This window comes from Pseudomonas sp. S1(2024) (assembly GCF_046557535.1).
Genome location: NZ_JBKGFP010000009.1, coordinates 1 through 26,220 on the forward strand (window position 1 = coordinate 1; position 26,220 = coordinate 26,220).

The 26,220-nt window shown below is 64.3% G+C and carries 21 protein-coding genes; 12 read left to right on the forward strand and 9 right to left on the reverse strand.

Annotated elements, in window-relative coordinates; translation table 11 throughout:
- The first annotated feature begins 106 nt into the window (after nt 1-106).
- A complete protein-coding gene (locus ACLCGK_RS05650; protein WP_410951459.1) occupies nt 107-1,246 on the forward strand; it encodes an MFS transporter in 1,140 nt (379 codons plus the stop codon).
- Nucleotides 1,247-1,367: 121 nt separating this feature from the next.
- Here ACLCGK_RS05650 and ACLCGK_RS05655 read toward each other — a convergent pair whose 3' ends face one another.
- Nucleotides 1,368-2,924: a phospholipase D family protein gene (locus ACLCGK_RS05655; RefSeq protein ID WP_410951460.1), complete on the reverse strand. Its 1,557-nt coding sequence runs from the start codon at nt 2,922-2,924 to the stop codon at nt 1,368-1,370.
- A 60-nt stretch (nt 2,925-2,984) separates the two neighbouring features.
- Nucleotides 2,985-4,415 (reverse strand): PLP-dependent aminotransferase family protein, encoded by a 1,431-nt coding sequence (locus tag ACLCGK_RS05660; RefSeq protein ID WP_410951461.1) that lies wholly within the window; start codon nt 4,413-4,415, stop codon nt 2,985-2,987.
- Between the two features lie 178 nt (nt 4,416-4,593).
- Between ACLCGK_RS05660 and ACLCGK_RS05665 the strand changes: the two genes are divergently transcribed.
- Nucleotides 4,594-4,824 carry a DUF1127 domain-containing protein gene (locus tag ACLCGK_RS05665; RefSeq protein WP_015272324.1) on the forward strand — a complete coding sequence of 77 codons (231 nt, stop codon included), beginning with the start codon at nt 4,594-4,596 and terminating at the stop codon, nt 4,822-4,824.
- 155 nt (nt 4,825-4,979) lie between these two features.
- Here the strand turns inward: ACLCGK_RS05665 and ACLCGK_RS05670 are convergent, their stop codons facing one another.
- A complete protein-coding gene (locus ACLCGK_RS05670; protein WP_085721323.1) occupies nt 4,980-6,272 on the reverse strand; it encodes an NAD(P)/FAD-dependent oxidoreductase in 1,293 nt (430 codons plus the stop codon).
- A 199-nt stretch (nt 6,273-6,471) separates the two neighbouring features.
- On the opposite strand from ACLCGK_RS05670, the gene ACLCGK_RS05675 reads away from it, so the two are divergent.
- Nucleotides 6,472-6,825: a YkgJ family cysteine cluster protein gene (locus tag ACLCGK_RS05675; protein ID WP_410951462.1), complete on the forward strand. Its 354-nt coding sequence runs from the start codon at nt 6,472-6,474 to the stop codon at nt 6,823-6,825.
- 2 nt (nt 6,826-6,827) lie between these two features.
- Here the strand turns inward: ACLCGK_RS05675 and dadR are convergent, their stop codons facing one another.
- Complete coding sequence (gene dadR, locus ACLCGK_RS05680; protein ID WP_003258963.1) at nt 6,828-7,316, reverse strand: transcriptional regulator DadR; 489 nt, start codon at nt 7,314-7,316, stop codon at nt 6,828-6,830.
- 156 nt (nt 7,317-7,472) lie between these two features.
- Between dadR and dadA the strand changes: the two genes are divergently transcribed.
- The 5 genes from dadA to ACLCGK_RS05705 all read left to right on the forward strand — a co-directional run bounded on the left by dadA (nt 7,473) and on the right by ACLCGK_RS05705 (nt 13,305).
- A complete protein-coding gene (dadA, locus tag ACLCGK_RS05685) occupies nt 7,473-8,777 on the forward strand; it encodes a D-amino acid dehydrogenase (protein WP_189121450.1) in 1,305 nt (434 codons plus the stop codon).
- 148 nt (nt 8,778-8,925) lie between these two features.
- Nucleotides 8,926-9,999, forward strand: a complete 1,074-nt coding sequence (gene alr / locus ACLCGK_RS05690; protein WP_015272322.1) for an alanine racemase — start codon at nt 8,926-8,928, stop codon at nt 9,997-9,999.
- Between the two features lie 109 nt (nt 10,000-10,108).
- The gene (locus ACLCGK_RS05695; protein ID WP_013974777.1) at nt 10,109-10,657 is read left to right on the forward strand and encodes a cupin domain-containing protein; all 549 of its coding nucleotides are present in this window, start codon (nt 10,109-10,111) and stop codon (nt 10,655-10,657) included.
- A 154-nt stretch (nt 10,658-10,811) separates the two neighbouring features.
- Nucleotides 10,812-11,216 carry a c-type cytochrome gene (locus ACLCGK_RS05700; protein WP_410951470.1) on the forward strand — a complete coding sequence of 135 codons (405 nt, stop codon included), beginning with the start codon at nt 10,812-10,814 and terminating at the stop codon, nt 11,214-11,216.
- 226 nt (nt 11,217-11,442) lie between these two features.
- Nucleotides 11,443-13,305: an acetyl-CoA hydrolase/transferase C-terminal domain-containing protein gene (locus ACLCGK_RS05705; protein ID WP_410951463.1), complete on the forward strand. Its 1,863-nt coding sequence runs from the start codon at nt 11,443-11,445 to the stop codon at nt 13,303-13,305.
- Nucleotides 13,306-13,353: 48 nt separating this feature from the next.
- Here the strand turns inward: ACLCGK_RS05705 and ACLCGK_RS05710 are convergent, their stop codons facing one another.
- Both ACLCGK_RS05710 and rep read right to left on the reverse strand, forming a co-directional pair.
- On the reverse strand, nt 13,354-13,926 hold the full coding sequence (locus ACLCGK_RS05710; RefSeq protein ID WP_009683322.1) for a xanthine phosphoribosyltransferase: 573 nt from the start codon (nt 13,924-13,926) through the stop codon (nt 13,354-13,356).
- Nucleotides 13,927-13,991: 65 nt separating this feature from the next.
- Entirely contained in the window at nt 13,992-16,001 is a 2,010-nt protein-coding gene (gene rep, locus ACLCGK_RS05715; protein ID WP_410951464.1) for a DNA helicase Rep, read from the reverse strand.
- A gap of 253 nt (nt 16,002-16,254) precedes the next feature.
- On the opposite strand from rep, the gene ACLCGK_RS05720 reads away from it, so the two are divergent.
- Nucleotides 16,255-17,922 (forward strand): putative bifunctional diguanylate cyclase/phosphodiesterase, encoded by a 1,668-nt coding sequence (locus ACLCGK_RS05720; RefSeq protein WP_410951465.1) that lies wholly within the window; start codon nt 16,255-16,257, stop codon nt 17,920-17,922.
- 113 nt (nt 17,923-18,035) lie between these two features.
- Here the strand turns inward: ACLCGK_RS05720 and ACLCGK_RS05725 are convergent, their stop codons facing one another.
- The gene (locus ACLCGK_RS05725; protein ID WP_410951466.1) at nt 18,036-19,424 is read right to left on the reverse strand and encodes a NorM family multidrug efflux MATE transporter; all 1,389 of its coding nucleotides are present in this window, start codon (nt 19,422-19,424) and stop codon (nt 18,036-18,038) included.
- 156 nt (nt 19,425-19,580) lie between these two features.
- Between ACLCGK_RS05725 and ACLCGK_RS05730 the strand changes: the two genes are divergently transcribed.
- Nucleotides 19,581-20,507 carry a LysR substrate-binding domain-containing protein gene (locus ACLCGK_RS05730; RefSeq protein ID WP_013974772.1) on the forward strand — a complete coding sequence of 309 codons (927 nt, stop codon included), beginning with the start codon at nt 19,581-19,583 and terminating at the stop codon, nt 20,505-20,507.
- A gap of 113 nt (nt 20,508-20,620) precedes the next feature.
- On the opposite strand, the gene ACLCGK_RS05735 is transcribed toward ACLCGK_RS05730, so the two are convergent.
- Together ACLCGK_RS05735 and ACLCGK_RS05740 are read right to left on the reverse strand one after the other, a co-directional pair.
- Nucleotides 20,621-22,006: a VOC family protein gene (locus tag ACLCGK_RS05735; protein ID WP_410951467.1), complete on the reverse strand. Its 1,386-nt coding sequence runs from the start codon at nt 22,004-22,006 to the stop codon at nt 20,621-20,623.
- A 203-nt stretch (nt 22,007-22,209) separates the two neighbouring features.
- A complete protein-coding gene (locus tag ACLCGK_RS05740; RefSeq protein ID WP_410951468.1) occupies nt 22,210-23,100 on the reverse strand; it encodes a LysR family transcriptional regulator in 891 nt (296 codons plus the stop codon).
- A gap of 136 nt (nt 23,101-23,236) precedes the next feature.
- Between ACLCGK_RS05740 and ACLCGK_RS05745 the strand changes: the two genes are divergently transcribed.
- On the forward strand, nt 23,237-24,727 hold the full coding sequence (locus tag ACLCGK_RS05745) for an aldehyde dehydrogenase family protein (RefSeq protein WP_003253547.1): 1,491 nt from the start codon (nt 23,237-23,239) through the stop codon (nt 24,725-24,727).
- Between the two features lie 134 nt (nt 24,728-24,861).
- Entirely contained in the window at nt 24,862-26,148 is a 1,287-nt protein-coding gene (locus tag ACLCGK_RS05750) for an NAD(P)/FAD-dependent oxidoreductase (protein ID WP_410951469.1), read from the forward strand.
- The last annotated feature ends 72 nt before the right edge of the window (nt 26,149-26,220 follow it).

Below are 26,220 nucleotides of genomic sequence, written 5' to 3' on the forward strand. Positions count from 1 at the left end.
TCGGCAAAACCAGCCCCCCTCCTATGGTTTTTTTTTTTTCTTTGGGGGCTCTTCTTTTCCCCCCGATAGGGCTGCACAGCAGCCCCAAGAACTCAAGAGGTCAAGGATGCGTTGGGGTACCTACTTCGCCGTACTGGCATCGGTGCTAAGCGTCGGGCTGGCACTCGGCGTGAGCATGCCGCTGGTATCCCTGCGCCTGGAGGCCTGGGGCTACGGCAGCTTCGCCATCGGTGTGATGGCCGCGATGCCGGCGCTGGGCGTGCTGGTAGGTGCCAGTCTGGCCAGTCGCCTGGCCGGCTGGGTCGGTGTGCCCTCGGCCATGCGCCTGTGCCTGTGGGGCGGGGCGCTGTCGATTGGCCTGGTCGCACTGCTGCCCAGTTACCCGCTGTGGCTGCTGCTGCGGTTGCTGATCGGTATGTCGCTGACCGTGGTGTTCATACTCGGCGAAAGCTGGATCAATCAGCTGGTAGTCGAGCAATGGCGTGGCCGCCTGGTGGCGCTGTACGGCAGCAGCTATGCCCTAAGCCAGCTGGCCGGGCCACTGGTGCTGGGCTTTCTTGGCTCGGATGACGACTTCGGCTTCTGGGCCGCTACCGGCCTGCTGCTGGTGGCGCCGCTGATTCTCCTGGGCCGTGGCGGGGCACCCAGCACAGAGGCCTGCAGCGTCACCTTCGGCGACCTGTTCGCCTTCTGCCGGCGCTTGCCGGTGATCGCCTGGGCCATTGCCCTGTTTGCCTCGTTCGAGGCGATGATCCTGACCTTGTTGCCGGTGTATTGCCTGCAACAGGGCTTCAGCACCGAAATCGCCCTTTTCATGGTCAGTACCGTGGTGGTGGGCGACGCGGTGCTGCAGCTGCCCATCGGTGCGCTGGCCGATCATATGTCGCGGCGCGCTCTGTTCACTGGCTGTGCGGTCACTCTTCTGGTATCCAGCCTGGCGATCCCGGTGCTGCTGCATACACCAGCGATCTGGCCACTGTGGGTGCTGTTCGGGGCCAGTGCGGGGGGCTTGTTCACCTTGTCGCTGGTGCTGATTGGTGAGCGCTACCGGGATGATGCGCTGGTGCGGGCCAACGCCCATGTGGCGCAGCTGTGGGGTATTGGCTGCCTGCTCGGGCCATTGCTGGCCGGGGCAGGCAGCCAGTGGATCAGCGGGCATGCGTTGCCGTTGCTGATGGCGGCGGGGGCTGCGGGGTTGGTGATGTTGACCCGGCGGCGCGGGGCGTTTGAGCCGGCTTCTGCCTGATGGATTTTGGGGCCGCTTTGCGGCCCATCGCGACGCAAGGCCGCTCCTACAGGAGATACGCGATCCCATGTAGGAGCGGCCTTGCGTCGCGATGGGCTGCAAAGCAGCCCCAAAATCGCCGCTACAACATCTTCTCCAGGCCAACCGCCTTGCTGATCCAGGCATTGAACCGCCGCCAAATCCCGCCCGGCTCGGACGTGAGCATGCGTCGCCTGCCATTTTCCTCGGTCACCCACACCATCTGGTTACCCACCAGCGTCGGCTGGTAGCTCAAGGCCGGGGCCATGCCCTGTACCGCCAGCGCGCGGGTGTACTCGGCCAGCTCCGGGCTGTCCACCAGCACCCCGACCTCGGTATTCCACAACACCGAACGTGGGTCGAAGTTGAACGAGCCGATGAAGGTCTTGCGCCGGTCGAACACGATCGCCTTGCTGTGCAGGCTCGAGTCGGAGCTGCCATGGAAGCTCAAGCTGTGTCTGGCGCTGGGGTCACCGGGTTGGCGGCGCAGTTCGTACAGCTGCACGCCATGCTCCAGCAGTGCCCGCCGGTATGGTGCATAGCCGCCATGCACTGCCGGCACGTCGGTAGCCTCCAGCGAGTTGGTCAGCAGCTTGACCGAGATACCCGCGTCGGCGCTGTGGGTAAGGTACAGCAGGCCGGACTCGCCGGGCACGAAGTACGCCGATACCAGGATCAGCTCGCGTTGCACCTTGCTCAAGTCAGGAGCCAGTTGCTGGGTCAGCAGTAGTTGCGGGTCCGGTTCGTCATCGGCCAGCACCTTGCTCGGCGCATCCCACAGCGCCTGGGCATGGGCCCAGATCAGTTCGTTGCGCCACACATCCAGGTGCGGCTGCGACTGGTAGGCCATCAAGCGGTCATACAGGGCTTTGCGCTGGGTCCTGGCTTCGGCGAGTGAAATTTCCAGGCGGTGGCGGCTGGCGCGCAGGTCGCTGGCGTCCGGGTCGCGCCAGAGAAAGTCGGTAATCGGCCGGCTCAGGGCGCTGTTCCAGTATTGGTCGAAACTGTGGCCGAGCTGTTCGGCCACCGGGCCGACACCCAGCAAGTCGATGTCGGTGAAGTTGAGGTTGGGTTCGGCATCGAAATACTCATCGCCCAGGTTGCGCCCGCCGACGATGGCCATGCTGTTGTCCACCAGAAACAGCTTGTTGTGCATGCGCCGATGCTGGCGCGACAGGTTGAACAAGCGGCCCACCGCGCGCGTCACGCCGGTGCTGCGGCCCAGGTGCAGCGGGTTGAACACGCGTATCTGGATGTTCGGGTGGGCATCGAGGGTGCCCATGATGACGTCCAGGCCGTCGCTGGTGGTGTCGTCGAGCAGGATGCGCACACGCACGCCACGGTCGGCGGCGCGCAGCAGTTCATGAACCAGTGCCCGAGTGCTGAGGCCATCGTGGACGATGTAGTACTGCAGGTCGATGCTCGCCTGGGCGTTGCGGATCAGTTCGGCACGGGCGCGGAACGCCTCGTTGCTGTTGGGCAGCAGGCGAAAGCCCGAGCGGCCGTCGTACGGCGCGGCCTGGCGCAGTACCGAGCGGCCGAAGGCCGAGTCGTTGGCGGGTAACGCCTGGCTGGTTTCGCGGGGCGTGCCGACGCTGGCACAGCCGGCAAGACCAAGCAGTAGCACCAGCAGCAGAGGCAGGGCTCGCTGGAGTCTCAAGGGTGGATCGTCCTGTGCAGCAAAGGCTTAAATGGTTGGACCGTGGCGGGCGGCGCAAAGTTACGCGCCGGCGCTTTCTTCTTCCAGTAGACGAAGGGCGGTTTCACCAACCCTGCGCACGGCAGCTTCGATCTGCTGCGTGGGCCGTGCGGCGAAGTTCATGCGCAGGCAGTGGCGGAACTTGCCCGAGGCCGAGAAAATACTGCCCACGGCAACCTGCACGTCCTGCTCCAGTAAAGCCCGGTTCAGGCGCAGCGTATCGAAATGTTCGGGTAATTCCACCCACAGCATGAAGCCACCTTGCGGTCGACTGACCCGGGTGCCCGCCGGGAAGTAGCGGGTCACCCAGTCGCTCATCAGGTCGCGGCCACGCTGGTACTGGCTGCGCATGCGCCGTACGTGGGGCTGGTAGTGCCCGCCGGCGATGAAGTCGGCAATGGCCAACTGCGGCTGGCTGGCCGTGCTTCCGGTGCTGATGTATTTCATGTGCAGCACCCGCTCCAGGTAACGACCGGGCGCTACCCAACCAACCCGCAGGCCGGGGGCGAGGGTCTTTGAGAAAGAGCTGCAGAGCAACACGCGGCCGTCGTCGTCAAACGACTTGACGGTCCGTGGGCGCGGGTAGGTGTAGGCCAGGTCGCCGTATACATCATCTTCCAGGATGGCCACATCGTAGCGCTGGGCCAGGCTCAGCAGTGCCTTCTTGCGAGCCTCGGGCATGATGTAGCCGAGAGGGTTGTTGCAGCTGGGGGTGATCTGGATGAGCTTGATCGGCCACTGCTCCAATGCCAGCTCCAGCGCCTCCAGGCTGATGCCGGTAACCGGGTCTGTGGGGATTTCCAGGGCTTTCATGCCCAGGCCCTTGAGGGTTTGCATGGCGCCGTGGAAGCTGGGGGAGTCGACCGCGACGATATCGCCCGGCTCGCATACCGCTCGAATGCTGCAGGACAGCGCCTCATGGCAGCCAGTGGTAATCACCAGGTCGGCCGGGCCAAGGCGGCAGCCGGAGTCGAGCATCAGCCGGGCCACCTGTTCGCGCAGGGCCATGTTGCCGTGGATGTTGTCGTAGTACAGCCCGGGCATGTCCTGCCGCCGGCTCAGTTGGGCAAGGCTGCGCAGCAGTGGCTTGAGGGTGGGGCTGTCGATGTCGGGCATGCCGCGACCGAGTTGAATCACGCCCTGGCGTGGGGTGCTGCGCACCAGTTCGAGCACCTGCTCCCATTGCGAGATGTCCACCGGGCGCTGGGCCGGGCGGCTGACGGCGGGCAGGGCCGGCAGGTGGCGGTGGTCGTTGACGAAGTAGCCGGACTTGGGCCGGGGCGAGACCATGCCGCTGTCTTCCAGCATGCGGTAGGCCTGCTGCACGGTGCTCAGGCTGACCCCGTGCTCCACACTCAGGGCGCGCACTGACGGCAGGCGCTGGCCGGGGCGGTAGAGGCCCTGTTCGATACGGGCACCGAGCAGTTCGGCGAGGTTCAGGTAAAGGGTCACGGCATACTCCTGCGTTGCAATAGCGTTGCGACCGGTACAGTTGCGCTGAAAATACAGCATTCAGTCGGCCTGCGGCCAATTCTGTATGGGAATAATAAGGCTGTATTGGATCTGTATTGCCGGTGCTGTCGACGCGCATGCTTTCTCCACAGTATCAACTGAACGAGAGGATGCGGTGATGGGTGGCATGAGCGATGTGCGCTTGCAACTGTTGGCCAAGGAACTGGAAGCCGGGCAGCAAGCCAAGGTGTTCAACGCGCCGGAAGGGTTGGGGCGTTGGGGGCTGATGCTGCATCGCTGGCACACCCGCAGGGCGCTGCTGCAGTTGACTGATGACGAGTTGCGCGATATCGGGCTGAGCTGGGAGCAGGCCCGGGCCGAGGGGCGTAAGCCCTTCTGGAAAGACTGACCATACAGATGTTGCGCGGTCGATGTAGGAGCGGCCTTGTGTCGCGATAGGGCCGCAGAGCGGCCCCAGCGATATTTGCGGCGAAGCTGAAACCTGGGGGGCGCTACGCACCCCTTTCGCGACACAAGGCCGCTCCTACAGGGACCGCGCAGCTTTCAGATCAGCTCTTTCAGGCGATGCCACAGCATCCCCAACGCCAGCAGCGGCGAGCGCAGGTGCTTGCCGCCGGGGAAGGTGATGTGTGGCACCTTGGCAAACAGGTCGAAACGCCCGCTTTCCTGGCCGCTGATGGCCTCGCCGAGCAGGCGCGCAGCCAGGTGGGTGGCGTTGAGCCCATGGCCGGAGTAGGCCTGGGCGTAATAAACGTTCGGCTGGCTTGCCAGGCGGCCAACCTGCGGCAGGCGGTTGGCGCCGATGCCGATCATGCCGCCCCACTGGTAGTCGATGTGCACGTCGGCCAGTTGCGGGAATACCTTGAGCATCTTCGGCCGCATGTAGGCGGCGATGTCCTTAGGGTCGCGGCCCGAATAGTGGCAGGCACCGCCGAACAACAGGCGCTGGTCGGCGGACAGGCGGTAGTAGTCCAGTGCCACGCGCTGGTCACATACCGCCATGTTCTGCGGTAGCAGCGAGCGGGCACGTTCTTCACCCAGTGGCTCGGTGGCGATGATATAGCTGCCGGCTGGCAGCACCTTGCCGCCCAACTCGCGGTTGAGGTCGTTATGGTAGGCGTTGCAGCACAGCACCAGGGTTTTGGCGCGTACTCGGCCTTGGGCGGTGTGCACCTGTACTTCCGGGCCGTAATCGATGCGTGTCACCTCGGACTGCTCGAACAGCTTCACGCCCAGGCGGCTGGCCACGGCAGCTTCACCCAGGGCCAGGTTGAGCGGGTGCAGGTGCCCGGAACCCATGTCGACCAGCCCGCCGACATAACAGTCGGCACCGACCACGCTGTGGATATCGTCCTTGCCGACCAGGCGCAGTTCATGTGCGTAGCCAAGGCTGCGCAGTTCTTCAGCATCCTCGGCAAAGCCCAGCAGCTCGGCGGGTTTGTTGGCCAGGTCGCAGTAGCCCCAAGTAAGGTCGCAGGCGATGGCATGCCTTTCGACACGCTCGCGGACGATCTGCACGGCTTCCAGGCCCATCAGTTTCAGGCTGCGCACGCCTTCCTCGCCGATGACCGGGAGGAATTGCTCCAGGCCGTGGCCGACGCCACGGATCAGTTGCCCACCATTGCGCCCGCTGGCGCCCCAACCGAGCTTGCGCGCCTCCAGCAGGATGACCGAAAAGCCGCGCTCGGCCAGTTCGATGGCGGTGTTCAGGCCCGAGTAGCCGCCGCCAACGATACACACGTCGGCGCTGTGCTCGCCTTGCAGGAAGGAGTGGTCGGGGTGTGGCGCGCTGCTGGCGGCGTAGTAGGAGGCGGCGTGCTGCGCGCTGTGGATCATTGGGCAGGTCCTGAGGCTGGTGGGCTGAGGGGGAGGAGGATAAGCCGGGGCTTCGGGGAGGGGCAACCGGCCTCATCGCCGGCAAGCCAGCTCCCACAGGGTCCGCGTGGCACTTGAGACCGACGGTGTACCTGTGGGAGCCGCCTTGCCGGCGATTGGCCTTATAATTCAACCTCAGTTCTCAGACTTGTACCCAGCCATGTCCTGCAACCGCCACAAGATCCACTTCCTGCGCGAACTCATCCCTTCCTTCGAGTGCGAGCCCGGCTGCCACGACTGCTGCGGCCCGGTCACCACTTCGACAGAAGAAATGGCCCGCCTGCCGCGCAAGTCCCAGGCCGAGCAGGACGCCGCCCTGGAGCGCCTGGACTGTGTGCATCTGGGCCCCAACGGCTGCACGGTGTATGAAGAGCGCCCGATGATCTGCCGCCTGTTCGGCACCACCCCGCGCCTGGCCTGCCCGCGTGGCCGTGGCCCTGAACAGATGATCGAGCCCGCTGCCGAGCAGCTGGTCCACCAGTTCATTGCCACTACCCGCCAGGTGCTTGTCTGACTTCAGTCCGGGATCGGCAGGCAAAGGCTCTCCTTCACCTCTTCCATCACGATGTAGCTCTTCGATTCGCGCACGTGCGGCAGCTTCAGCAGGATGTCGCCGAGCAGCTTGCGGTAAGAGGCCATCTCGGAAATACGCGCCTTCACCAGGTAGTCGAAGTCGCCTGAAACCAGGTGGCATTCCAGCACGTGGGGCAGTTTCAGCACCGCGCGGCGGAACTCCTCGAAGGTGTCGCCCGATTTGTAGTCCAGGCTGATTTCCACGAACACCAGCAGGCTGCCCTTGAGGTGCTGCGGGTTCAGGCGGGCGTTGTAGCCCATGATGATGCCCTCGCGCTCCAGGCGGCGGACCCGCTCGGTGCAAGGGGTGGTGGAAAGCCCAACTTTCTCGCCCAGTTCGGTGAAGGAAATACGCCCGTCATTCTGCAGGATACGCAGGATGTTACGGTCGATCTTGTCCAGTTCACGCTTGCTCTGGTGCTGGGTTCTCATAGGGGATGCCCCTCCGTGAAAGGCGATTTTGCCGAGAATTCTCGCCAATAATAGGCTTTTATATAGTGAATTGCACTGCCTTCAAATTCCTATACTGCGCGCATTCATGCCATTTCAATAAAAGTCTGCGGCGCGCCGCGTGCGAGGGATAAAACGATGCGAGTTCTGGTACTTGGTAGCGGTGTGATCGGAACCGCCAGTGCCTACTATCTGGCCCGGCAAGGTTTCGAAGTAACGGTGGTCGATCGCCAGCCGGCGGTGGCCATGGAAACCAGCTTTGCCAACGCCGGCCAGATCTCGCCCGGCTATGCCTCGCCCTGGGCCGCCCCAGGCGTGCCGCTGAAGGCCATCAAATGGCTGCTGGAGCGCCACGCGCCCCTGGCCATCAAGCTCACCGGCGACGTCGACCAGTACCTGTGGATGGCACAGATGCTGCGCAACTGCACCGCCAGCCGTTACGCGGTGAACAAGGAGCGCATGGTGCGCCTGTCCGAGTACAGCCGTGACTGCCTCGACGAACTGCGCGCCGAAACTGGCATCGCCTACGAAAACCGCAGCCTGGGCACCACCCAGCTGTTCCGTACCCAGGCCCAGGTGGATGCCGCGGCCAAGGACATTGCCGTTCTGGAGCAGTCCGGCGTGCCTTACGAGCTGCTTGACCGCGACGGCATTGCTCGCGTCGAACCGGCCCTGGCTGGCGTCAAGGACATCCTGGCCGGCGCCCTGCGCCTGCCAAACGACCAGACTGGCGACTGCCAGCTGTTCACCACCAAGCTTGCCGAAATGGCCGTGAAGCTGGGCGTGGAGTTCCGCTTCGGCCAGGACATCCAGCGCCTGGACTTCGCGGGTGACCGCATCAATGGCGTGTGGATCGACGGCAAGCTGGAAACCGCCGACCGTTACGTACTGGCGCTGGGCAGCTACTCGCCGCAGATGCTCAAGCCGCTGGGCATCAAGGCCCCGGTATACCCGCTGAAGGGCTACTCGCTGACCGTGCCGATCACCAACGCCGACATGGCCCCGACCTCGACCATTCTCGACGAGACCTACAAGGTTGCCATTACCCGTTTCGACAACCGTATCCGCGTCGGCGGCATGGCTGAGATCGCAGGTTTTGACCTGTCGTTGAACCCGCGTCGGCGCGAAACGCTGGAGATGATCGTCAACGACCTTTATCCTCGCGGCGGTGATCTGAGCCAGGCCAGCTTCTGGACCGGCCTGCGCCCGGCGACCCCGGACGGCACGCCGATCGTTGGTGCCACGGCGTACCGCAACCTGTTCCTGAACACCGGTCACGGTACTTTGGGCTGGACCATGGCGTGCGGCTCCGGTCGCCTGCTGGCCGACCTGATTGCGCGCAAGAAGCCGCAGATCAGTGCCGAAGGCCTGGACATTTCCCGTTATGGCAACAGCCCGGAAGTGGCCAAGCACGGGCAGACTGCGCCGGCTCACCAGCAGTAAGTTCGCCTGTACCGGCCTCTTCGCGGGCTCGCCCGCTCCCACAGGAACACCACAGATATTGAAAACTGTGCAGTACCTGTGGGAGCGGGCGAGCCCGCGAAGAACTCAACACCGTTTTCAACCTGTGAACCACCATAAGGCAGCCGCCATGCGTCCCGCCCGCGCCCTGATCGACCTCCAGGCCCTGCGCCACAACTACCGTCTGGCCCGTGAACTGACCGGTGCCAAAGCCCTCGCCGTGATCAAGGCCGACGCCTACGGCCACGGCGCCGTACGCTGTGCCCTGGCCCTGGAGGCCGAAGCCGACGGCTTTGCCGTGGCCTGCATCGAAGAAGCGCTGGAGCTGCGCGCCGCCGGTATCAAGGCCCCGGTGCTACTGCTGGAAGGTTTCTTCGAAGCCAGCGAACTGGCCCTGATCGCCGAGCACGACCTATGGTGCGTTGTGCACTCGCTGTGGCAACTGGAAGCGATCGAAAAGACCCAGCTGCACAAGCCGCTCAGTGTCTGGCTCAAGCTCGACAGCGGCATGCACCGCGTCGGCCTGCACCCCAAGGACTACCACGAGGCCTACCAGCGCCTGCTGGCCAGCGGCAAGGTCGCGCGCATCGTGCTGATGAGCCACTTCGCTCGCGCCGACGAACTGGATGCCGACGCTACCGCCCAACAGATCGCCGTGTTCGAGGCCGCCCGCCAGGGCCTGGCCGCCGAGTGCAGCCTGCGCAACTCCCCCGGTGTGCTGGGCTGGCCGCAGGCCCCCAGCGACTGGGTGCGCCCGGGCCTGATGCTGTACGGTGCCACACCGTTCGAAGTGGCCCAGGCCGAGGCCGAGCGCCTGCAACCGGTGATGACTCTGCAATCGCGGGTGATCAGCGTGCGCGAACTGCCTGCCGGCGAGCCGGTGGGCTATGGCGCCAAGTTCGTCAGCCCACGGCCAACCCGCGTTGGTGTGGTTGCCATGGGCTATGCCGATGGCTACCCGCGCCAGGCGCCCAACGGTACCCCGGTGCTGGTCGCTGGCAAGCGCACCCAACTGATCGGCCGAGTATCGATGGATATGCTCAGCATCGACCTGACCGACGTGCCGGAAGCCACCGTCGGCAGCCCGGTCGAACTATGGGGCAAGCATGTGCTGGCCAGTGAGGTGGCTGCGCACGCGGGTACCATTCCGTACCAGATTTTCTGCAACCTGAAGCGAGTACCGCGGGACTACATCGGCGAATGACACGCTGAAGCGGACAGGTTGAAGGGCGGTGTGTTGTAAATACTGAACGGCATTGCCATGATATCGTTCACATCCACCCCCCTTTCCACCGTTTCAGGAGGCTCCAGCTTTGGACGTCGGCGAACGACTGCAAGCCATCCGCAAGCTCAAGGGCCTGTCCCAGCGTGAACTCGCCAAGCGTGCCGGCGTGACCAACAGCACCATCTCGATGATCGAGAAGAACAGCGTGAGCCCGTCGATCAGCTCGCTGCGCAAGGTGCTGAGCGGCATTCCCATGTCGATGGTCGAGTTCTTTTCGGTCGAACTGGAACCTGAAAGCCCCACGCAGATCGTCTACAAGGCCCATGAGCTGATCGATATCTCCGACGGTGCGGTGACCATGAAGCTGGTCGGCAAGTCGCACCCCAACCGTGCCATCGCCTTTCTAACCGAGGTGTATCCACCGGGTGCGGACACGGGTGCCGAAATGCTTACCCATGACGGGGAGGAAACCGGCATCCTGCTCGAAGGCCGCCTGGAGCTGGTAGTCGGCAACGAGATCTTCATCCTTGAAGAGGGTGACAGCTACTACTTCGAAAGCACCCGCCCACACCGCTTTCGCAACCCGTTCGACCGGCCGGCGCGGCTGATCAGTGCGGCGACGCCTTCAAACTTTTGATCCAGCGCAGTGCATTGATTCGGCAATACCCCTTTCCCGTGTGGGGTCGTTTCACGGCCTCTGGGTTCCCGCTATACTTTTCAACGCTCGCCGATCCGTGGCCGCGAGCGTGATTAGCCACCATGAGGGTGTTCGCGTGAACCAAATCAAGAAGATGCTGGCCGTACCAGCAGCCGTATTCGCCCTCTGGGCAATGAGCGCAACCGCTGCGACCAATGATGAGATCGCCAAGCGCCTGGAGCCGGTTGGCCAGGTGTGCGTCCAGGGCCAGGAGTGCAAGGGCATGGAAGTGGCCGCCGCCGCAGGTGGCGGTGGTGCCAAGACGCCGGACGAGATCATCGCCAAGCACTGCAATGCCTGCCATGGCTCCGGCCTGCTCGGCGCACCGAAGATTGGCGATACCGCGGCGTGGAAGGAACGCGCCGACCACCAGGGCGGCCTGGACGGCATCCTGGCCAAGGCCATTACCGGCATCAACGCCATGCCACCGAAAGGCACCTGCGCAGACTGCTCGGATGACGACCTGAAAGGGGCGATCAAGAAGATGTCCGGGCTGTGAGAAACAGCTGAATTGCATGAAGCCCGCCGTTGATGGCGGGCTTTGTTTTTGTGGTGCCTGTGCCGGCCTCTTCGCGGGCTTGCCCGCTCCCACAGGTTGTCACGGGACCTGTCGGCAGCGGTGTTCCTGTGGGAGCGGGCAAGCCCGCGAAGAGGCCGGCACAGGCAACCAAATACTTCAGGCCCATGTCCAACCCCTGAACCCATGGATGTCTCAGGAGGCCCCGATGCACCTCTGCTCCATCGACCAGGCCGTCGAGCAAGTCCTGTCGCGCCTGCCAGCCCATATCCACATGGGCCTGCCGCTGGGCCTGGGCAAGCCCAACGCCTTCGTCAATGCGCTTTACGCCCGCATCCGCGAGCTGCCCGAACGGCGCCTTACTATCTACACCGCCCTGTCCCTCGGCCGCCCGCCACTGGGCGATGGCCTGCAGCGGCGCTTTCTCGAGCCCTTCGTCGAGCGCGTCTTCGCCGACTATGAAGAACTTACCTACCTCGCCGACCTGCGCAACGACAGCCTGCCGCCGAACATCCAGGTGGAACAATTCTTCATGCAACCCGGCAGCCTGCTGCACAGCGATTCGGCCCAGCAAAGCTACATCAGCAGCAACTACAGCCACGCAGCACGTGACATCAACGCCAAGGGCCTGAACCTGATCGCGCAGTTGGTGGCCGCCACGCCCGAGAGGCCGGTGCACCTGAGCCTGGCTTGCAACCCCGACATCACCCTCGACCTGCTGCCGATGATCGCCAAGCGCCGCGCTGCCGGCGAGACCATCCTCATGCTCGGCCAGGTGCATGCCGAGCTGCCTTACATGCCGGGTGACGCCGAGCTACCCATCGACACGTTCGACCTGCTGATCGATACAGCCGAGCAACGCCGCCTGTTCTCCACGCCGAACATGCCGGTCAACACCCAGGACCACTGCATCGGCCTGCACGCCAGCAGCCTGGTTCGCGACGGCGGCACGCTACAGATCGGCATTGGTGCCATGGGCGATGCGGTAGCTGCCGCATTGCTGGCGCGTCAGGGTGACAACGCCGGTTATCGTGCCGTGCTCGACGCGCTGGGTGCTGGCTCGTGGCAAGCGCTGATCGAACGGGAAGGGGGCCTGGATACCTTCGCCCAAGGCCTGTACGGCTGCAGCGAGATGTTCGTCAACGGCTTGCTGGCGCTGGCCGAAGCGGGCCTGTTGCGGCGCCCGGCGGACGAGCAGGTGGCGGCAGTGCTGCATGGCGGTTTCTTCCTCGGCCCCCAGGCGTTCTACCAGCGCTTGCGCGACATGCCGCTGGAACAGCGCGCACGGTTTGCCATGACTCGTATCAGCTTCATCAACGAGCTGTACGGGCAGGAGGAGCTCAAGCGCCGGCAACGCCGCGATGCGCGCTTCATCAACAGCGTATTCGGCATGACCCTGCTTGGCGCTGGGGTGGCTGACCAGCTGGAGGATGGCCGAGTACTCAGTGGCGTGGGCGGGCAGTACAACTTCGTCGCCCAGGGCCATGCGCTGGAGGGCGGGCGTTCGATCCTGCTGCTGCGCAGCTGGCGTGAGGCGGGCGGGGAGGTGACCTCGAACCTGTTCTGGAACTATGGCCATTGCACCATCCCCCGGCACCTGCGCGATATCGTGGTGACCGAGTACGGCATTGCCGACCTGCGTGGGCAGACCGACAGCGAGGTGATTGCGCGGTTGCTGGCGGTATGTGATTCGCGGTTCCAGCAGGGGCTGATCGAGCAGGCAAAGGATGCCGGCAAGCTGGCCAAGGATTTTCAACTGGAGGCGTGCTCTACCGACAATACGCCGCAGCGGCTGGAGGCGATCAGGGCGCGGCATTCGCGGTTGTTCCCGGAGTATCCGCTGGGCACGGACTTTACGGCTGAAGAGCGGGATTTGCTGCGGGCGCTGAACTGGTTGAAGAGCAAGTTCAAGCTGAGCGAGGTGCTGGAGCTGGGCAAGGCAGCGCTGGATGCGCCGGGGCCGGAGGGCTATGCGAGGCATCTTGTGCGGATGCAGCTGGATCAGCCGCAGGGGCTGAAGGAAGAGCTTTACCAGCGGTTGCTGCTGGCGGGGTTGGCGGCTGCCAGATAGAGAGGATTGAGGCCATTCGCGGGCACGCCCGCGAAGCAGGCGCCGCGATTACTCGATGAAGGTAACCACACCACCTTCCAGCGACTTCACCCGGGCCAGCGACTCGACGCGATAGCCCTGGCTGTCCAGCTCGGCACGGCCGCCCTGGAACGACTTCTCGATCACGATACCCAGGCCGGCCACGGTGGCGCCGGCCTGCTTGATGATCGAGATCAGGGCCTGCGACGCCTTGCCGTTGGCCAGGAAGTCGTCGATCACCAGCACGCGGTCGCTGCTGTTGAGGTGACGCGGCGAGATGGCCACGGTGTTCTCGGTCTGCTTGGTGAAGGAATACACCGAGGCGGTCAGCAGGTTCTCGGTCAGGGTCAGCGACTGGTGCTTGCGGGCGAAGATCACCGGCACGCCCAGCTTCAGGCCAGTCATCACCGCCGGGGCAATGCCCGAGGCTTCGATGGTGACGATCTTGGTCACGCCCGCGTCGGCGAACAGGCGGGCGAACTCGTCACCGATCAGCTGCATCAGCGCAGGGTCGATCTGGTGGTTGAGAAACGCATCGACTTTGAGAACCTGATCGGAAAGCACGATGCCTTCTTCGCGAATCTTCTGATGCAGTGCTTCCACTGTGGTATTCCTCGATGTAACAAAGGTCGCCGCAAATAGCGGCAAAGTTAAAGAGTAATGGTTGATCAGCGTTTGAGCATTGCCCGGATATCGGCCAGGGCGTTGTTGCCCCGTGCGGCCTTTACCTCGACCGGCGCATCGTCCAGGCCCTCCCAGGCCAGGTCGTCCGGCGGCAGTTCGTCGAGGAACCGGCTGGGCGTGCAGTCGATGATTTCACCGTACTGCTTGCGCTTGGCGGCGAAGGTGAAGGCCAGGGTCTGGCGCGCGCGGGTGATGCCCACGTAGGCCAGGCGGCGTTCCTCTTCGATGGTGTCGGCCTCGATGCTGGAGCGGTGCGGGAGGATTTCCTCTTCCATGCCCATGATGAACACGTATGGGAATTCCAGGCCCTTGGAGGCATGCAGGGTCATCATCTGCACACCTTCGGCGTTCTCTTCCTCTTCCTGCTGGCGCTCGAGCATGTCGCGCAGCACCAGCTTGCCGATGGCGTCCTCGATGGTCATGTCACCCTCTTCGTCCTTCTCGAGGGTGTTCTTCAGCGCTTCGACCAGGAACCAGACGTTGCTGATGCGGAACTCGGCCGCCTTGTCGCTGGCGGTCTGCTGGCGGATCCAGTTCTCGTAGTCGATATCGCGGATCATCTCGTGCAGCGCGGCAATCGGATCTTCCAGGGCAACCTTGCGGCGCACCCCGTCCAGCCAATGCTTGAAGCGCTGCAAGCGCTCGGTATAGCGGGCGTCCAGATGCTCGCCCAGGCCAAGCTCCTCGCTGGCGGCGTACATCGAAATACCGCGCTCGGTGGCGTAGTTGCCGAGCTTTTCCAGGGTGGTGGAGCCGATTTCGCGGCGGGGTACGTTGATCACCCGCAGGTAGGCGTTGTCATCGTCCGGGTTCACCAGCAGACGCAGGTAGGCCATCAGGTCCTTGACCTCCTGGCGGCCGAAGAAGCTGTTGCCGCCCGACAGGCGATATGGCACCTGGTGGTGCTGCAGCTTCAGTTCGATCAGCTTGGCCTGGTAGTTGCCGCGGTAGAGGATGGCAAAGTCGCTGTACGGGCGGTTGGTGCGCAGGTGCAGGGTGAGGATTTCCATGGCCACGCGTTCGGCCTCGGCTTCCTCGTTCTTGCAGCGGATGACGCGGATCTCGTCGCCCACGCCCATCTCGCTCCACAGCTGCTTCTCGAACGCGTGCGGGTTGTTGGCAATCAGCACGTTGGCGCAGCGCAGGATGCGGCTGGTGGAGCGGTAGTTCTGCTCCAGCATCACCACCTTCAGGGAGGGGTAGTCCTCCTTGAGCAGCATCAGGTTTTCCGGCCGGGCACCACGCCAGGCGTAGATCGACTGGTCGTCGTCGCCTACCACGGTGAACTGGTTGCGCATGCCGATCAGCATCTTCACCAGCAGGTACTGGCTGGCGTTGGTGTCCTGGTATTCGTCCACCAGCAGGTAGCGCACGCGGTTCTGCCAGCGCTCCAGCACATCGGGGTGCTCCTGGAACAGCTTGACCGGCAGCAGGATCAGGTCGTCGAAGTCCACCGCGTTGAACGCCTTGAGCGTGCGCTGGTAGTGGGTGTAGACGATGGCGGCAGTCTGCTCGCGCGGGTTGCGCGCCTTCTCCAGGGCCTCGGCGGGCAGGATCAGGTCGTTCTTCCAGGCACCGATCATGTTCTTGATCTCGTCGATGCCGTCGTCGCCGGAGTATTCCTTCTGCATGATGTCCGACAGCAACGCCTTGATGTCGGACTCGTCGAAGATCGAGAAACCCGGCTTGTAGCCCAGGCGCTCGTGCTCCCTGCGGATGATGTTCAGGCCCAGGTTGTGGAATGTGCACACAGTCAGGCCGCGGCCTTCCCCCGGGCGCAGCAGGGTGGCGACCCGTTCCTTCATCTCGCGCGCGGCCTTGTTGGTGAAGGTCATCGCCACGATGTACTGGGCACGGATGCCGCAGTTCTGAATGAGGTGGGCAATCTTGCGCGTGATCACGCTGGTCTTGCCCGAGCCTGCGCCGGCGAGCACCAAAAGAGGGCCGCCGACATAGTCACGGGCTTCCTGCTGCCGGGGATTGAGTCGGGACATGCTAGAAACCGGGGGTCGCCAGAAAATAGCCGCGCATTCTAACAGGCATGGGGCGTTTGTGGCGCGACCGTCTGACGTCTGAGTCAAATATGTAAACGGGATTTGCCGGCTGGCGCAGTTTCGCGCAGGATGCACGACAAAATACGTCGGGATGCTACACCCGTAAAAACATGTATTAAATTGAAAATCATTTTCATTAATGCAGTAGCATACCTGGCAGTTTCCGTTGCACCGTGAAGCCTAAGGAGCCCGCTTGTCCACGCCTGTCGAACCATTGCGTTTGCTGCTGTTGGCCGATGAGCCGGAATGGGGCGCGCTGCTACGCGAGTGCATGCCTGCCCAGGGTGGCAGCGCCGTGCTGCTGACGGCGCCGAACTGGGAGTCGGTCGACAACCTGTTCAACCAGGACCGCCAGGCTGTCGTGCTGGCAACCCCGGCCCTGCAGCCCGCGCCTGGGCGCTGCGAGCTGCCGACCATCCTGCTGCTCGACCACGAGCCTCAGTTAGCGCCCAGCGCCGTCAGTGACTGGCTGGTGCGTGACCAGCTCAATGCCGATACCTTGCGTCGCTCGCTGCGCCATGTGCGCGAGCGCGGCGTGCTGGTGGCCACCTTGCAGCGCCTGGCCGAGCAGGATCCGCTGACCGGCATCGCCAACCGCCAAGGCTTCCAGGCCTTGCTGACCGCGCGCCTGGCCGAGAACGACGGCCGTGGCCTTGCCCTCGGCCACCTGGACCTGGACAACTTCCGCCACGTCAACGACGCCCTTGGCCACCAGAGCGGCGACCGCCTGATCCTGCAGGTGGTGGCGCGGCTGAAACAGCAACTGGAGGCGGGCGACCAACTGGCGCGCCTGGGCAGCGACGAGTTCGCCCTGCTGATCGACACCCGACGCGACCCCAACCGTGCCGAGTGGATTGCCGAGCGGATTGTCGAGGCGTTGGCCGAACCCTACTGGATCGACGGCGAAAGCCTGCTGCTGGGCTGCAGCCTGGGCCTGGCCCATGCCCGCGCCCAGGGTGGCGCCGACCCGCTGATGTGGCATGCGCACATCGCCATGCGCCAGGCCAAGGGCAGCCAGGGTTGCACCTTCCATGTGTTCAACGAGCGTATCAATCGCAACGCCCGTAGCCTTGCCGATCTGGAAAGCGAATTGCGCCGCGCCCTGCGCCGGGACGAGCTGGAGCTGCATTACCAGCCGCGGTTGAACCTGGCCGACGGGCGCATCGTCGGCCTCGAGGCGCTGGTGCGCTGGCGGCATGCCGAGCGCGGCCTGTTGCCGCCCAGCGAGTTCGTGCCGCTGGCCGAGCAGAGCGGCCTGATCGTGCCGCTGGGCTACTGGGTGATTTCCCGTGCCCTGCGCGACATGCAGGCGCTGTGCGAGCGCGGCCTGGAGCCGCTGCACATGGCGGTCAACCTGAGCTTCCGCCAGTTCCAGGACAGCCAGTTGCTGGCGACCTTGAGCCGCCTGATTCTCGAACATGGTGTGGATGCCCGCTGGCTCGAATTCGAGCTCACCGAAACGGCGGTGATGCGCCGCAACGAGCTGGTACGCCAGACCATGGACGCCCTGGGGCGCCTGGGCGTGCGCTTCTCGCTCGATGATTTCGGTACCGGGTTCTCTTCGTTCGTGCACCTAAACAGCCTGCCGATCACCTTGCTCAAGGTGGACCGCAGCTTTGTCGCGGAGATGGAAATGCGCGAGGAGAACCGCAAGCTGGTGCACGCCATGATCAACCTGGCGCACAACCTCAACCTCGAGGTGGTGGCCGAAGGTGTGGAGAGTGAAGAGCAGATGGCGTTGCTGCGCGGGTTTGGCTGTGACCAGGTGCAGGGCTTCCTGGTCAGCAAGCCGCTGCCGGTGGGGGAGTTGATGGAGTTCTTGCTGCAGGCGACCGGCTGCCAGTTGGAGGCTGCCCGTTAGGGCCTATTCGCGGGCACGCCCGCTCCCACAGTGTCCGTGTCTGTACCTGTGGGAGCGGGTGTGCCCGCGAAAAGGCCCATGGGGCCGGCCCAGAGGTGAACATCTCTAGTGAGTCAGGCCGAGGCGGTAGCCTCTCGACTACCCCCTGCCTTGCCCAAAAGCCGCTTCATCCGCCACTCAAAGCCAAAGGTCAGTGCCACCGCCGCACACGCCAGCCCCAACGCCAGCCCCCACCACACCCCGACCGCGCCACCGCCCAGGGTAAAGGTGAACAGCCAGGCGCTCGGCGCCCCCACCAGCCAGTAGCACACCAACCCGATCAGGAAGGTGGTCTTGGCATCCTTCAGCCCACGGATCGAGCCCATCGCGATCGTCTGCATGCCATCGAACAGCTCGAACCACGCAGCCACCATCAGCAACTGCACCGCCAGCTGGAAGATCGCCGCAAATGCCGGGTCGTCACGGTCGATGAACAGCCCCACCAGCGCATCGGGCAGCAGCCAGAACAGCGCGGCGAAGGCAAACATGATCATCGCCCCGAAGCCTATGCCCACCCGCCCGGCACTGCGCGCCGCCAGCAGGTTGCCGGCGCCGTAGTACAGCCCCACGCGCATGGTCACCGCATACGACAACCCGGTCGGCACCATGAACGCCGTGGAGACGATCTGCAGGGCGATCTGGTGCGCCGCCAGCTCGGTACTGCCCAGCACGCCCATGCACAGCGCGGCAAAGGCGAACAGGCCGACTTCCACCATGTAGGTGCCGCCAATCGGCAGGCCCAGCCGCCACAGCTCGCGCAGGGCCGGCAGCGAAGGGCGCGACAGGCCCTTGCGCAATGGGTAGGCGGCATAGGCCGGGTGCCAACGGATATACAGCGCCAAGGCAATGGCCATGCCCATCGACACCACCGCGGTGACCAGGCCGATGCCCATCAGGCCCAGCTTGGGCAGGCCGAACATGCCTTCGATCAGCGCCACGTTGAACAGGTAGTTGAGCACCGTGCCAACCAGGCTGATGACCATCACCGGCGTAGACCGGCCCAGCGCGCTGGTGAAGCCGCGCAACGCCATGAAAGTCAGGTAGCCGGGCAGCGCCAGTGGCAGCAGGGTGAGGAATTCGACGGCCGAGGCAACGTTCTCGGGCTTTTGCCCGAACAGCAGCAGTACCGGTTCAAGGTTCCACAGCACCAGCGCAGCGAACAGCGCCAGGCCCCAGGCCAGCCACAGGCCACCCTGCGCCAGGCGGGTGGCGCCCTCGATGTCGTTGGCGCCCTTGCGAATGGCCACCAGGGTGCCGACCGCAGCGATCACGCCAAGGCAGAAGATCGACACGAACGAGTAGCTCGCCGCGCCCAGGCCGCCACCAGCCAGGGCTTGCGGGCTGATGCGGGCCATCATCAGGGTATCGGTCAGCACCATCAGCATGTGCGCCAACTGCGAGGCGATCAGCGGCCCGGCCAGGCGCAGCAAAGCCTTGAGTTCTGTGGTGGGCGCGACATGCATGGGGGCAGTCCTTTTCCTGGGGTGATCAACGAAGGGCGATTCTGAGGCTTTGGTCAACTTTGCACAAAAGGATAAATGCGATCATTGGCATGAGTCTGACTCATGTATATATGCTTCCCGGTGATTCATTTCACAGCCCCGTATGGCAGGTGCCTCATGTCCCGTCAGCTCCCCCCGCTGTATGCCCTGCGCGCATTCGAAGCCGCCGCGCGGCTAAGCTCCTTCACCCGTGCCGGCGAAGAGCTGTCGATTACCCAGAGCGCGGTCAGCCGGCATATCCGCACGCTGGAGGAACATTTTGCCTGCCGCCTGTTCGTGCGCAGCGGCCGCAGCCTGCAACTGACCGAAGCGGCGCGGGTGCTGCTGCCCGGTGTGCGTGAAGGCTTTGCCGCGCTGGAACGGGCTTGCGATACCTTGCGCGGTGAGGATGACATCCTGCGCATGAAGGCTCCCTCGACCCTGACCATGCGCTGGTTGCTGGCGCGCCTTAGCCGCTTTCGCCACTTGCAGCCTGGCAACGAAGTGCAGCTGACCAGCGCCTGGATGGATGTCGACCATGTGGACTTCAACCAGGAGCCGTTCGATTGCGCGGTGTTGCTCAGCGACGGGGTGTTCCCGCCGGAATGGGAAGTGCGCAGGTTGTTCCCGGAGCTGCTGATCCCCGTGGGTGCGCCAGACCTGCTCGACGAGGAACCCTGGGACGAGCGTCGGCTGGCCTGCATAGAGCTGCTGCACCCCACGGTGGACAAGCGTGACTGGCGGGAATGGCTGGAGCGCATGGGGTTGAGTGACAAGGTTTCGCTCAAGGGCGGGCAGGTGTTCGACACCCTGGAGCTGGGCATGATTGCCGCTGCGCGTGGCTACGGCATTTCCATGGGTGATTTGCTGATGGTGGCCGAAGATGTGGCGCAGGGGCGCTTGAGCTTGCCTTGGCCGACGGCGGTGCCCAGCGGGATGGATTATTACCTCGTGTGGCCGCGCACTCGGCCAGGGGGCGAGCGGTTGCGGCGTTTGAGCGCGTTTCTGGAAGAGGAGGTGGCGGCGATGGATTTGCCGGATGTGCAGATCCTGCCGGCCCTTTGATCGCCTGTACCGGCCTCTTCGCGGGCTTGCCCGCTCCCACAGGGTTATCGCATGCCTTGAAACCGGCACTGTACCTGTGGGAGCGGGCGAGCCCGCGAAGAGGCCGCAATGCCTTACATCGAGCCCAGGTTCAACGCCTGTGCACACGCCTGCAGCGACCGACGCTCGCTCTGCGCATACAGCGCCAGCTCATCCTGCACCTGCAGCCCCAACGCCGCTTCGAACGCATCGCGATTGGCGTTGCTGCCGTACTCGGCCTGCGCATCGTCACCCAGGTTGGACTGGAAGATCCCCGCCGCGCTCACCGGCAGGAAGTCCTCGTACACCAACGCCTCGAAGTGCACATGGCCAGCCTCGATCAGCCCATCCAGTGTGGTCGGGCGGTCGTCCTGGTCGCGCGCAGCCAGGCCTTTCTCGGTGGCGAAGTAGCGGAAGTAGGCCAGCCCTTGTTCACGCATCTGTGCCAGGTCATCCGGGAACTCGGCAAAGGTGTCCTTCAACAACGCCATGTAGCGTTCGGCATTGGCCTCGGCCGGGGCGCCACCCAGGGCGGCGCGGGTGGCGTCGAGTAGCTTGTCGTACAGCTGGCGGCCTTTCGGCGTCAGCGCCGCACCGCGTTGCTCGATTTCGCCGAAGCGCGCGGTGTGGCTGCCCTGCTGGTCGCTGAACGCAACCTTTTCCTGCAGGGCCTTGAAGCTGGTCTGGCGCAACAGGATCGGGTGACGGCGGGTGGGCGGGCCTTCGACCACGGCCTTTGGCGGGATGCCCTTGGCCGGCATGCCAAGCTGGATTGCATCGATGTCCAGGGTGCGCGGGGTCAGGTGGTTGATGTGCGGGCCCTTGAAGGCCACCACATCGGCGATCAGGCGGTGCTGGTCGTGCAACTGCTGGTACTGCTCGGCAGTGACGGTGGCGTCATGGTGCCACCGGAAGGTGTGCAGCGCTTCCTGCACGAACGCCTCGGCATCGGCGGCATTCAGGCCACCATCGCGCTCGCATTGGTCGATCAGCTCAAGGGCGCGGGTGGTGAAGATCTGGCGCTTGGCCAGGATGCTCTCTGCCAGCTCGCGTAATTGCGGGTTGTCGATCAGCTCCAGGCGCAGCAGCGAAGTGAATACGCGGAACGGGCTGACGTGCAGCGACTGCTCGTGCACCGCGCGGAAGGCGGTGGAATGCACCGGCACGCCGGCGGAACTGAGGTCGTAGTAGCCGACTGGCTGCATGCCCATGACCGCGAACAACCGGGCGATGGTGGCCAGCTCTGCGGCGGTGCCGACACGGATGGCGCCGTGGCGCTCCTGATCCAGGCGCTCGATTTCGCCGGTCCAGCGCAGGGCCTCGGCAACCTCGGGTTGCTGGGCCATGACCTGCTGGTTGATTTCGCTCACCAGCTCCAGCAGCGTGCCGTACAGGGGCACTTCCTGTTTGTACATGAGCGACATGGCGGCAGAGAACTGCGCGCGGATGCTGTCGGGGCTGACGAAATCGTGGGCGGGCATCGCTAGCTTCCTGGTTGGGTTCGGACGCTTACATGAAAGCTGGGAATGCACTTTGCTCACAAGCGAAAAAAAGTGAGTGTGTCATTCCTTTTTTGATCGACCTCAAGGGCCCCTTCGCGGGCACGCCCGCTCCCACAGGGATTGTGCACAGTCTGAACCTTATGCAGTACCTTGTGGGAGCGGGCGTGCCCGCGAAGAGGCCTTCAAGCCGATAACTGCTCACGAATCCATTCCACCAACGCCCTTACCTTGGGCACCTCCGCCGCATGCTCGGCATACGCCAGGTAATGCGCCCCGGCACTGCGCATGGCATGGTTCCATGGCACCACCAAACTCCCCTCGGCCAGCTCCTTCGCCGCCAGGTAGCGCGGCACCAACGCCACCCCGCACCCGGCCTGCGCGGCGCTCAAGGCCATGTAGAAGGTATCGAAGCGCGGCCCGTGGTAGGCGCTGACGCTCTGCAAACCCAACTCCAGGAACCATTCGTGCCAGGCCTCCGGCCGCGAGGTGCTCTGCAGCAGCACCAGGTCGGCCAGCTCCCCGGCATCGTTCAGTTCACGTCCGGCCAGCAACTCCGGCGCACACACCGGCACCACCTCCTCACCGAACAGCTCCACGCAGGTGGCCCCCGGCCAAGTGCCCTGGCCATAGAAGAACACCACATCGGCCGAGCCTTGCAGCAGGGCGAAAGGCTCCATCTCGTTGCGGATGTCCAGGTGAATGTTGTTGTGGCGCTTGCCAAAGCCCTTGAGGTGCGGGATCAACCAGCGCACGCCAAAACTCGGCTGAGTGGCTACCTTCAATATCTCGGTCTGCTCGCCGTAGGTGAGCACGTAGCGGCTGGACATATCCACCTGTGTGAGGATCTTGTTGACCTCGGCCAGGTACAGGCTACCCGCCGGCGTCAGCTGCAGACGGCGGCGGATACGCAGGAACAGGTGGTGGCGCAGCATGTCTTCAAGCTGCGCCACCTGCTTGCTGACCGCGCTCTGGGTCAGGTGCAGCTCTTCGGCGGCACGGGTAAAGCTCAAATGGCGGGCTGCAGCTTCGAAGCACTGCAGGGCGGTCATGGAGGGCACCAGGCGTTTGGACATAGCGGTCTCTGCGGCTCAAATCATTACCTGACGGAATGATATGCGGAATAAAGGTCGTTTGTTGCACCGGTGTGATCGGATTAATACTGATCCACATCATTTTTCCACCCCATCACCCGATGTAGGAGATGCACAAATGGTTGCTGGACTGCTCGAGCGCCTTGGCGTTGCTGCCGAGGCTTACACCCAGGGCGACTACCCTGTTCACACGCCGATCGACGGCAGCCAGATCGCCTCGGTGAAACTGCTCGGCAAGGCCGAGACCATCGCCCGCATCGATCAGGCCCAGAGCGCCTTCGAAGCCTGGCGCAGCGTGCCGGCCCCGCGCCGCGGCGAGCTGGTGCGCCTGTTCGGCGAAGTGCTGCGTGAGCACAAGGCCGACCTCGGCGAGCTGGTTTCGATCGAAGCCGGCAAGATCACCCAGGAAGGCCTGGGCGAAGTGCAGGAAATGATCGACATCTGCGACTTCGCCGTTGGCCTGTCGCGCCAGCTGTACGGCCTGACCATCGCTTCCGAGCGCCCTGGCCACCACATGCGTGAAACCTGGCACCCGCTTGGCGTGGTCGGCGTGATCAGCGCCTTCAACTTCCCGGTCGCAGTCTGGGCCTGGAACACCGCCCTGGCCCTGGTCGCCGGTAACTCGGTGGTATGGAAACCGTCCGAGAAGACCCCGCTGACCGCCCTGGCTTGCCAGGCGCTGTTCGAAAAAGCCCTGAAAGCCTTCGGTGATGCCCCGGCTGGCCTGGCACAACTGGTGATCGGCGGCCGTGAAGCCGGCGAAGCCATGGTCGACGACCCGCGCGTACCGCTGGTCAGCGCCACCGGCAGCACCCGCATGGGGCGCGAAGTCGGCCCACGTGTGGCTGCCCGCTTCGGCCGCAGCATCCTCGAACTGGGCGGCAACAACGCCATGATCCTGGCCCCGAGCGCCGACCTCGACTTGGCCGTGCGTGGCATCCTGTTCTCCGCAGTCGGCACCGCCGGCCAGCGTTGCACCACCCTGCGCCGCCTGATCGTGCACCGTTCGATCAAGGACGAAGTGGTTGCCCGCGTCAAAGCCGCCTACGGCAAGGTGCGCATCGGTGACCCACGCAAGGACAACCTGGTGGGCCCGCTGATCGACAAGCAGTCGTTCGATGCCATGCAGGGCGCGCTAGCCAAGGCCCGCGATGAAGGTGGCCAGGTATTTGGTGGCGAGCGTCAGCTGGCCGACCAGTACCCTAACGCCTACTACGTATCGCCTGCCATCGCCGAAATGCCGGCGCAGAGCGACGTGGTGCGCCACGAAACCTTCGCCCCGATCCTGTACGTGCTGGCCTACGACGACTTCGAAGAGGCCCTGCGCCTGAACAACGAAGTGCCACAAGGCCTGTCGTCGTGCATCTTCACCACCGACATCCGTGAAGCCGAACGCTTCCAGAGCGCCTCGGGCAGCGACTGCGGCATCGCCAACGTCAACATCGGCACCAGCGGCGCCGAGATCGGCGGTGCGTTCGGTGGCGAGAAGGAGACTGGCGGTGGCCGTGAGTCCGGTTCGGACGCCTGGAAAGGCTACATGCGTCGCCAGACCAACACCGTGAACTACTCGCGCGAACTGCCGCTGGCGCAGGGTATCGTGTTCGACTGATGTCCGCAGGCGGGGGCTTTGCCCCCGTTTCGCCGGCAAGCCAGCTCCCACAGGGATCGTAATCTGTGGGAGCTGGACTGTCGGCGGTTGGTGGCGACGCAGGCCCCAACAAGAAAAATTGCTGGAGCCGGGCCATGTCCGAACTGCGTCAAGAATGCTTGTGGGAATTCGTCAGCAAACCGACCGTCGCCGCCCAGGCCCTGGCCGGTGAGCACAAGGCCGATGTCTGTGTGATCGGTGGCGGCATTACCGGCCTGTCGGCGGCCATCCACCTGCTCGAACAGGGCAAGTCGGTGATCCTGCTGGAGGCCTGGAAGATCGGTCACGGCGGCTCCGGGCGCAACGTCGGCCTGGTCAACGCCGGCACCTGGATCCGCCCCGACGATGTCGAGGCCACCCTCGGCCTGCAGCAGGGCAGCCGCCTGAACAAGGTGCTCGGCGAAGCCCCGGCCGAAGTGTTCGCCATGATCGAACGCCTTGGCATCGACTGCCAGGCCCAGCACAAAGGCACGCTGCACATGGCGCACAACGCCACCGGTATCGCCGACCTGGAGGCCCGCCACGAACAATGGCGCCGCCGTGGTGCCGACGTGGAGCTGCTGACCGGCGCCCAGTGCCAGGAATATTGCGGCACCGACAAGATTTCCGCCGCGCTGCTCGACCGCCGCGCTGGCACCATCAACCCCATGGGCTACACCCAGGGCCTGGCCGCAGCGGTGGCACGCCTGGGTGGCAAGGTGTTCCAGCAGTCTTCGGTCGAAGGCCTGGAGCGTGACGGCGATGCCTGGCGGGTGAAGACCGCACGTGGTTCGGTGCGCGCCGACAAGGTGGTGATTTCCACCGGCGCCTACACCGAAGGCGACTGGAGCAACCTGCAGAAGCAGTTTTTCCGTGGCTACTACTACCAGGTGGCATCCAAGCCGTTGCAGGGCGCTGCAGCCGACAAGGTGCTGCCACATGGCCAAGGCTCGTGGGACACCCGCACCGTGCTCAGCAGCATCCGTCGCGACGACCAGGGCCGCCTGCTGCTAGGCAGCCTGGGCCGGGTCGACAACAAGCCGGCGTGGTTCGTGCGCAGCTGGGCCGACCGCATCCAGAGCCACTATTACCCGGAGCTGGGCAAGGTCGAGTGGGAAATGCACTGGACCGGCTGCATCGACTTCACCCCAGACCACCTGATGCGCCTGTTCGAACCGGCGCCGGGGCTGGTGGCGGTAACCGGGTACAACGGGCGGGGCAATACCACCGGGACCGTGATTGGCCGGGCGTTTGCCGAGTTCCTGCTGAAGGGGGAGGCGGGCAGCCTGCCGATTCCGTTCTCGCCGATGAAGGGCGTGAGTGCGCCCTCGCTGCGGACTGCGTTCTATGAGTCCGGGTTCTCGCTGTACCACGCGGGGCAATGCCTAAGGGTTGTGTTGTAAGTACCGGCCTCTTCGCGGGCATGCCCGCTCCCCCCACTGGGGTCTTTGTGGGGGGGGGGGGGTAGGGGAGCC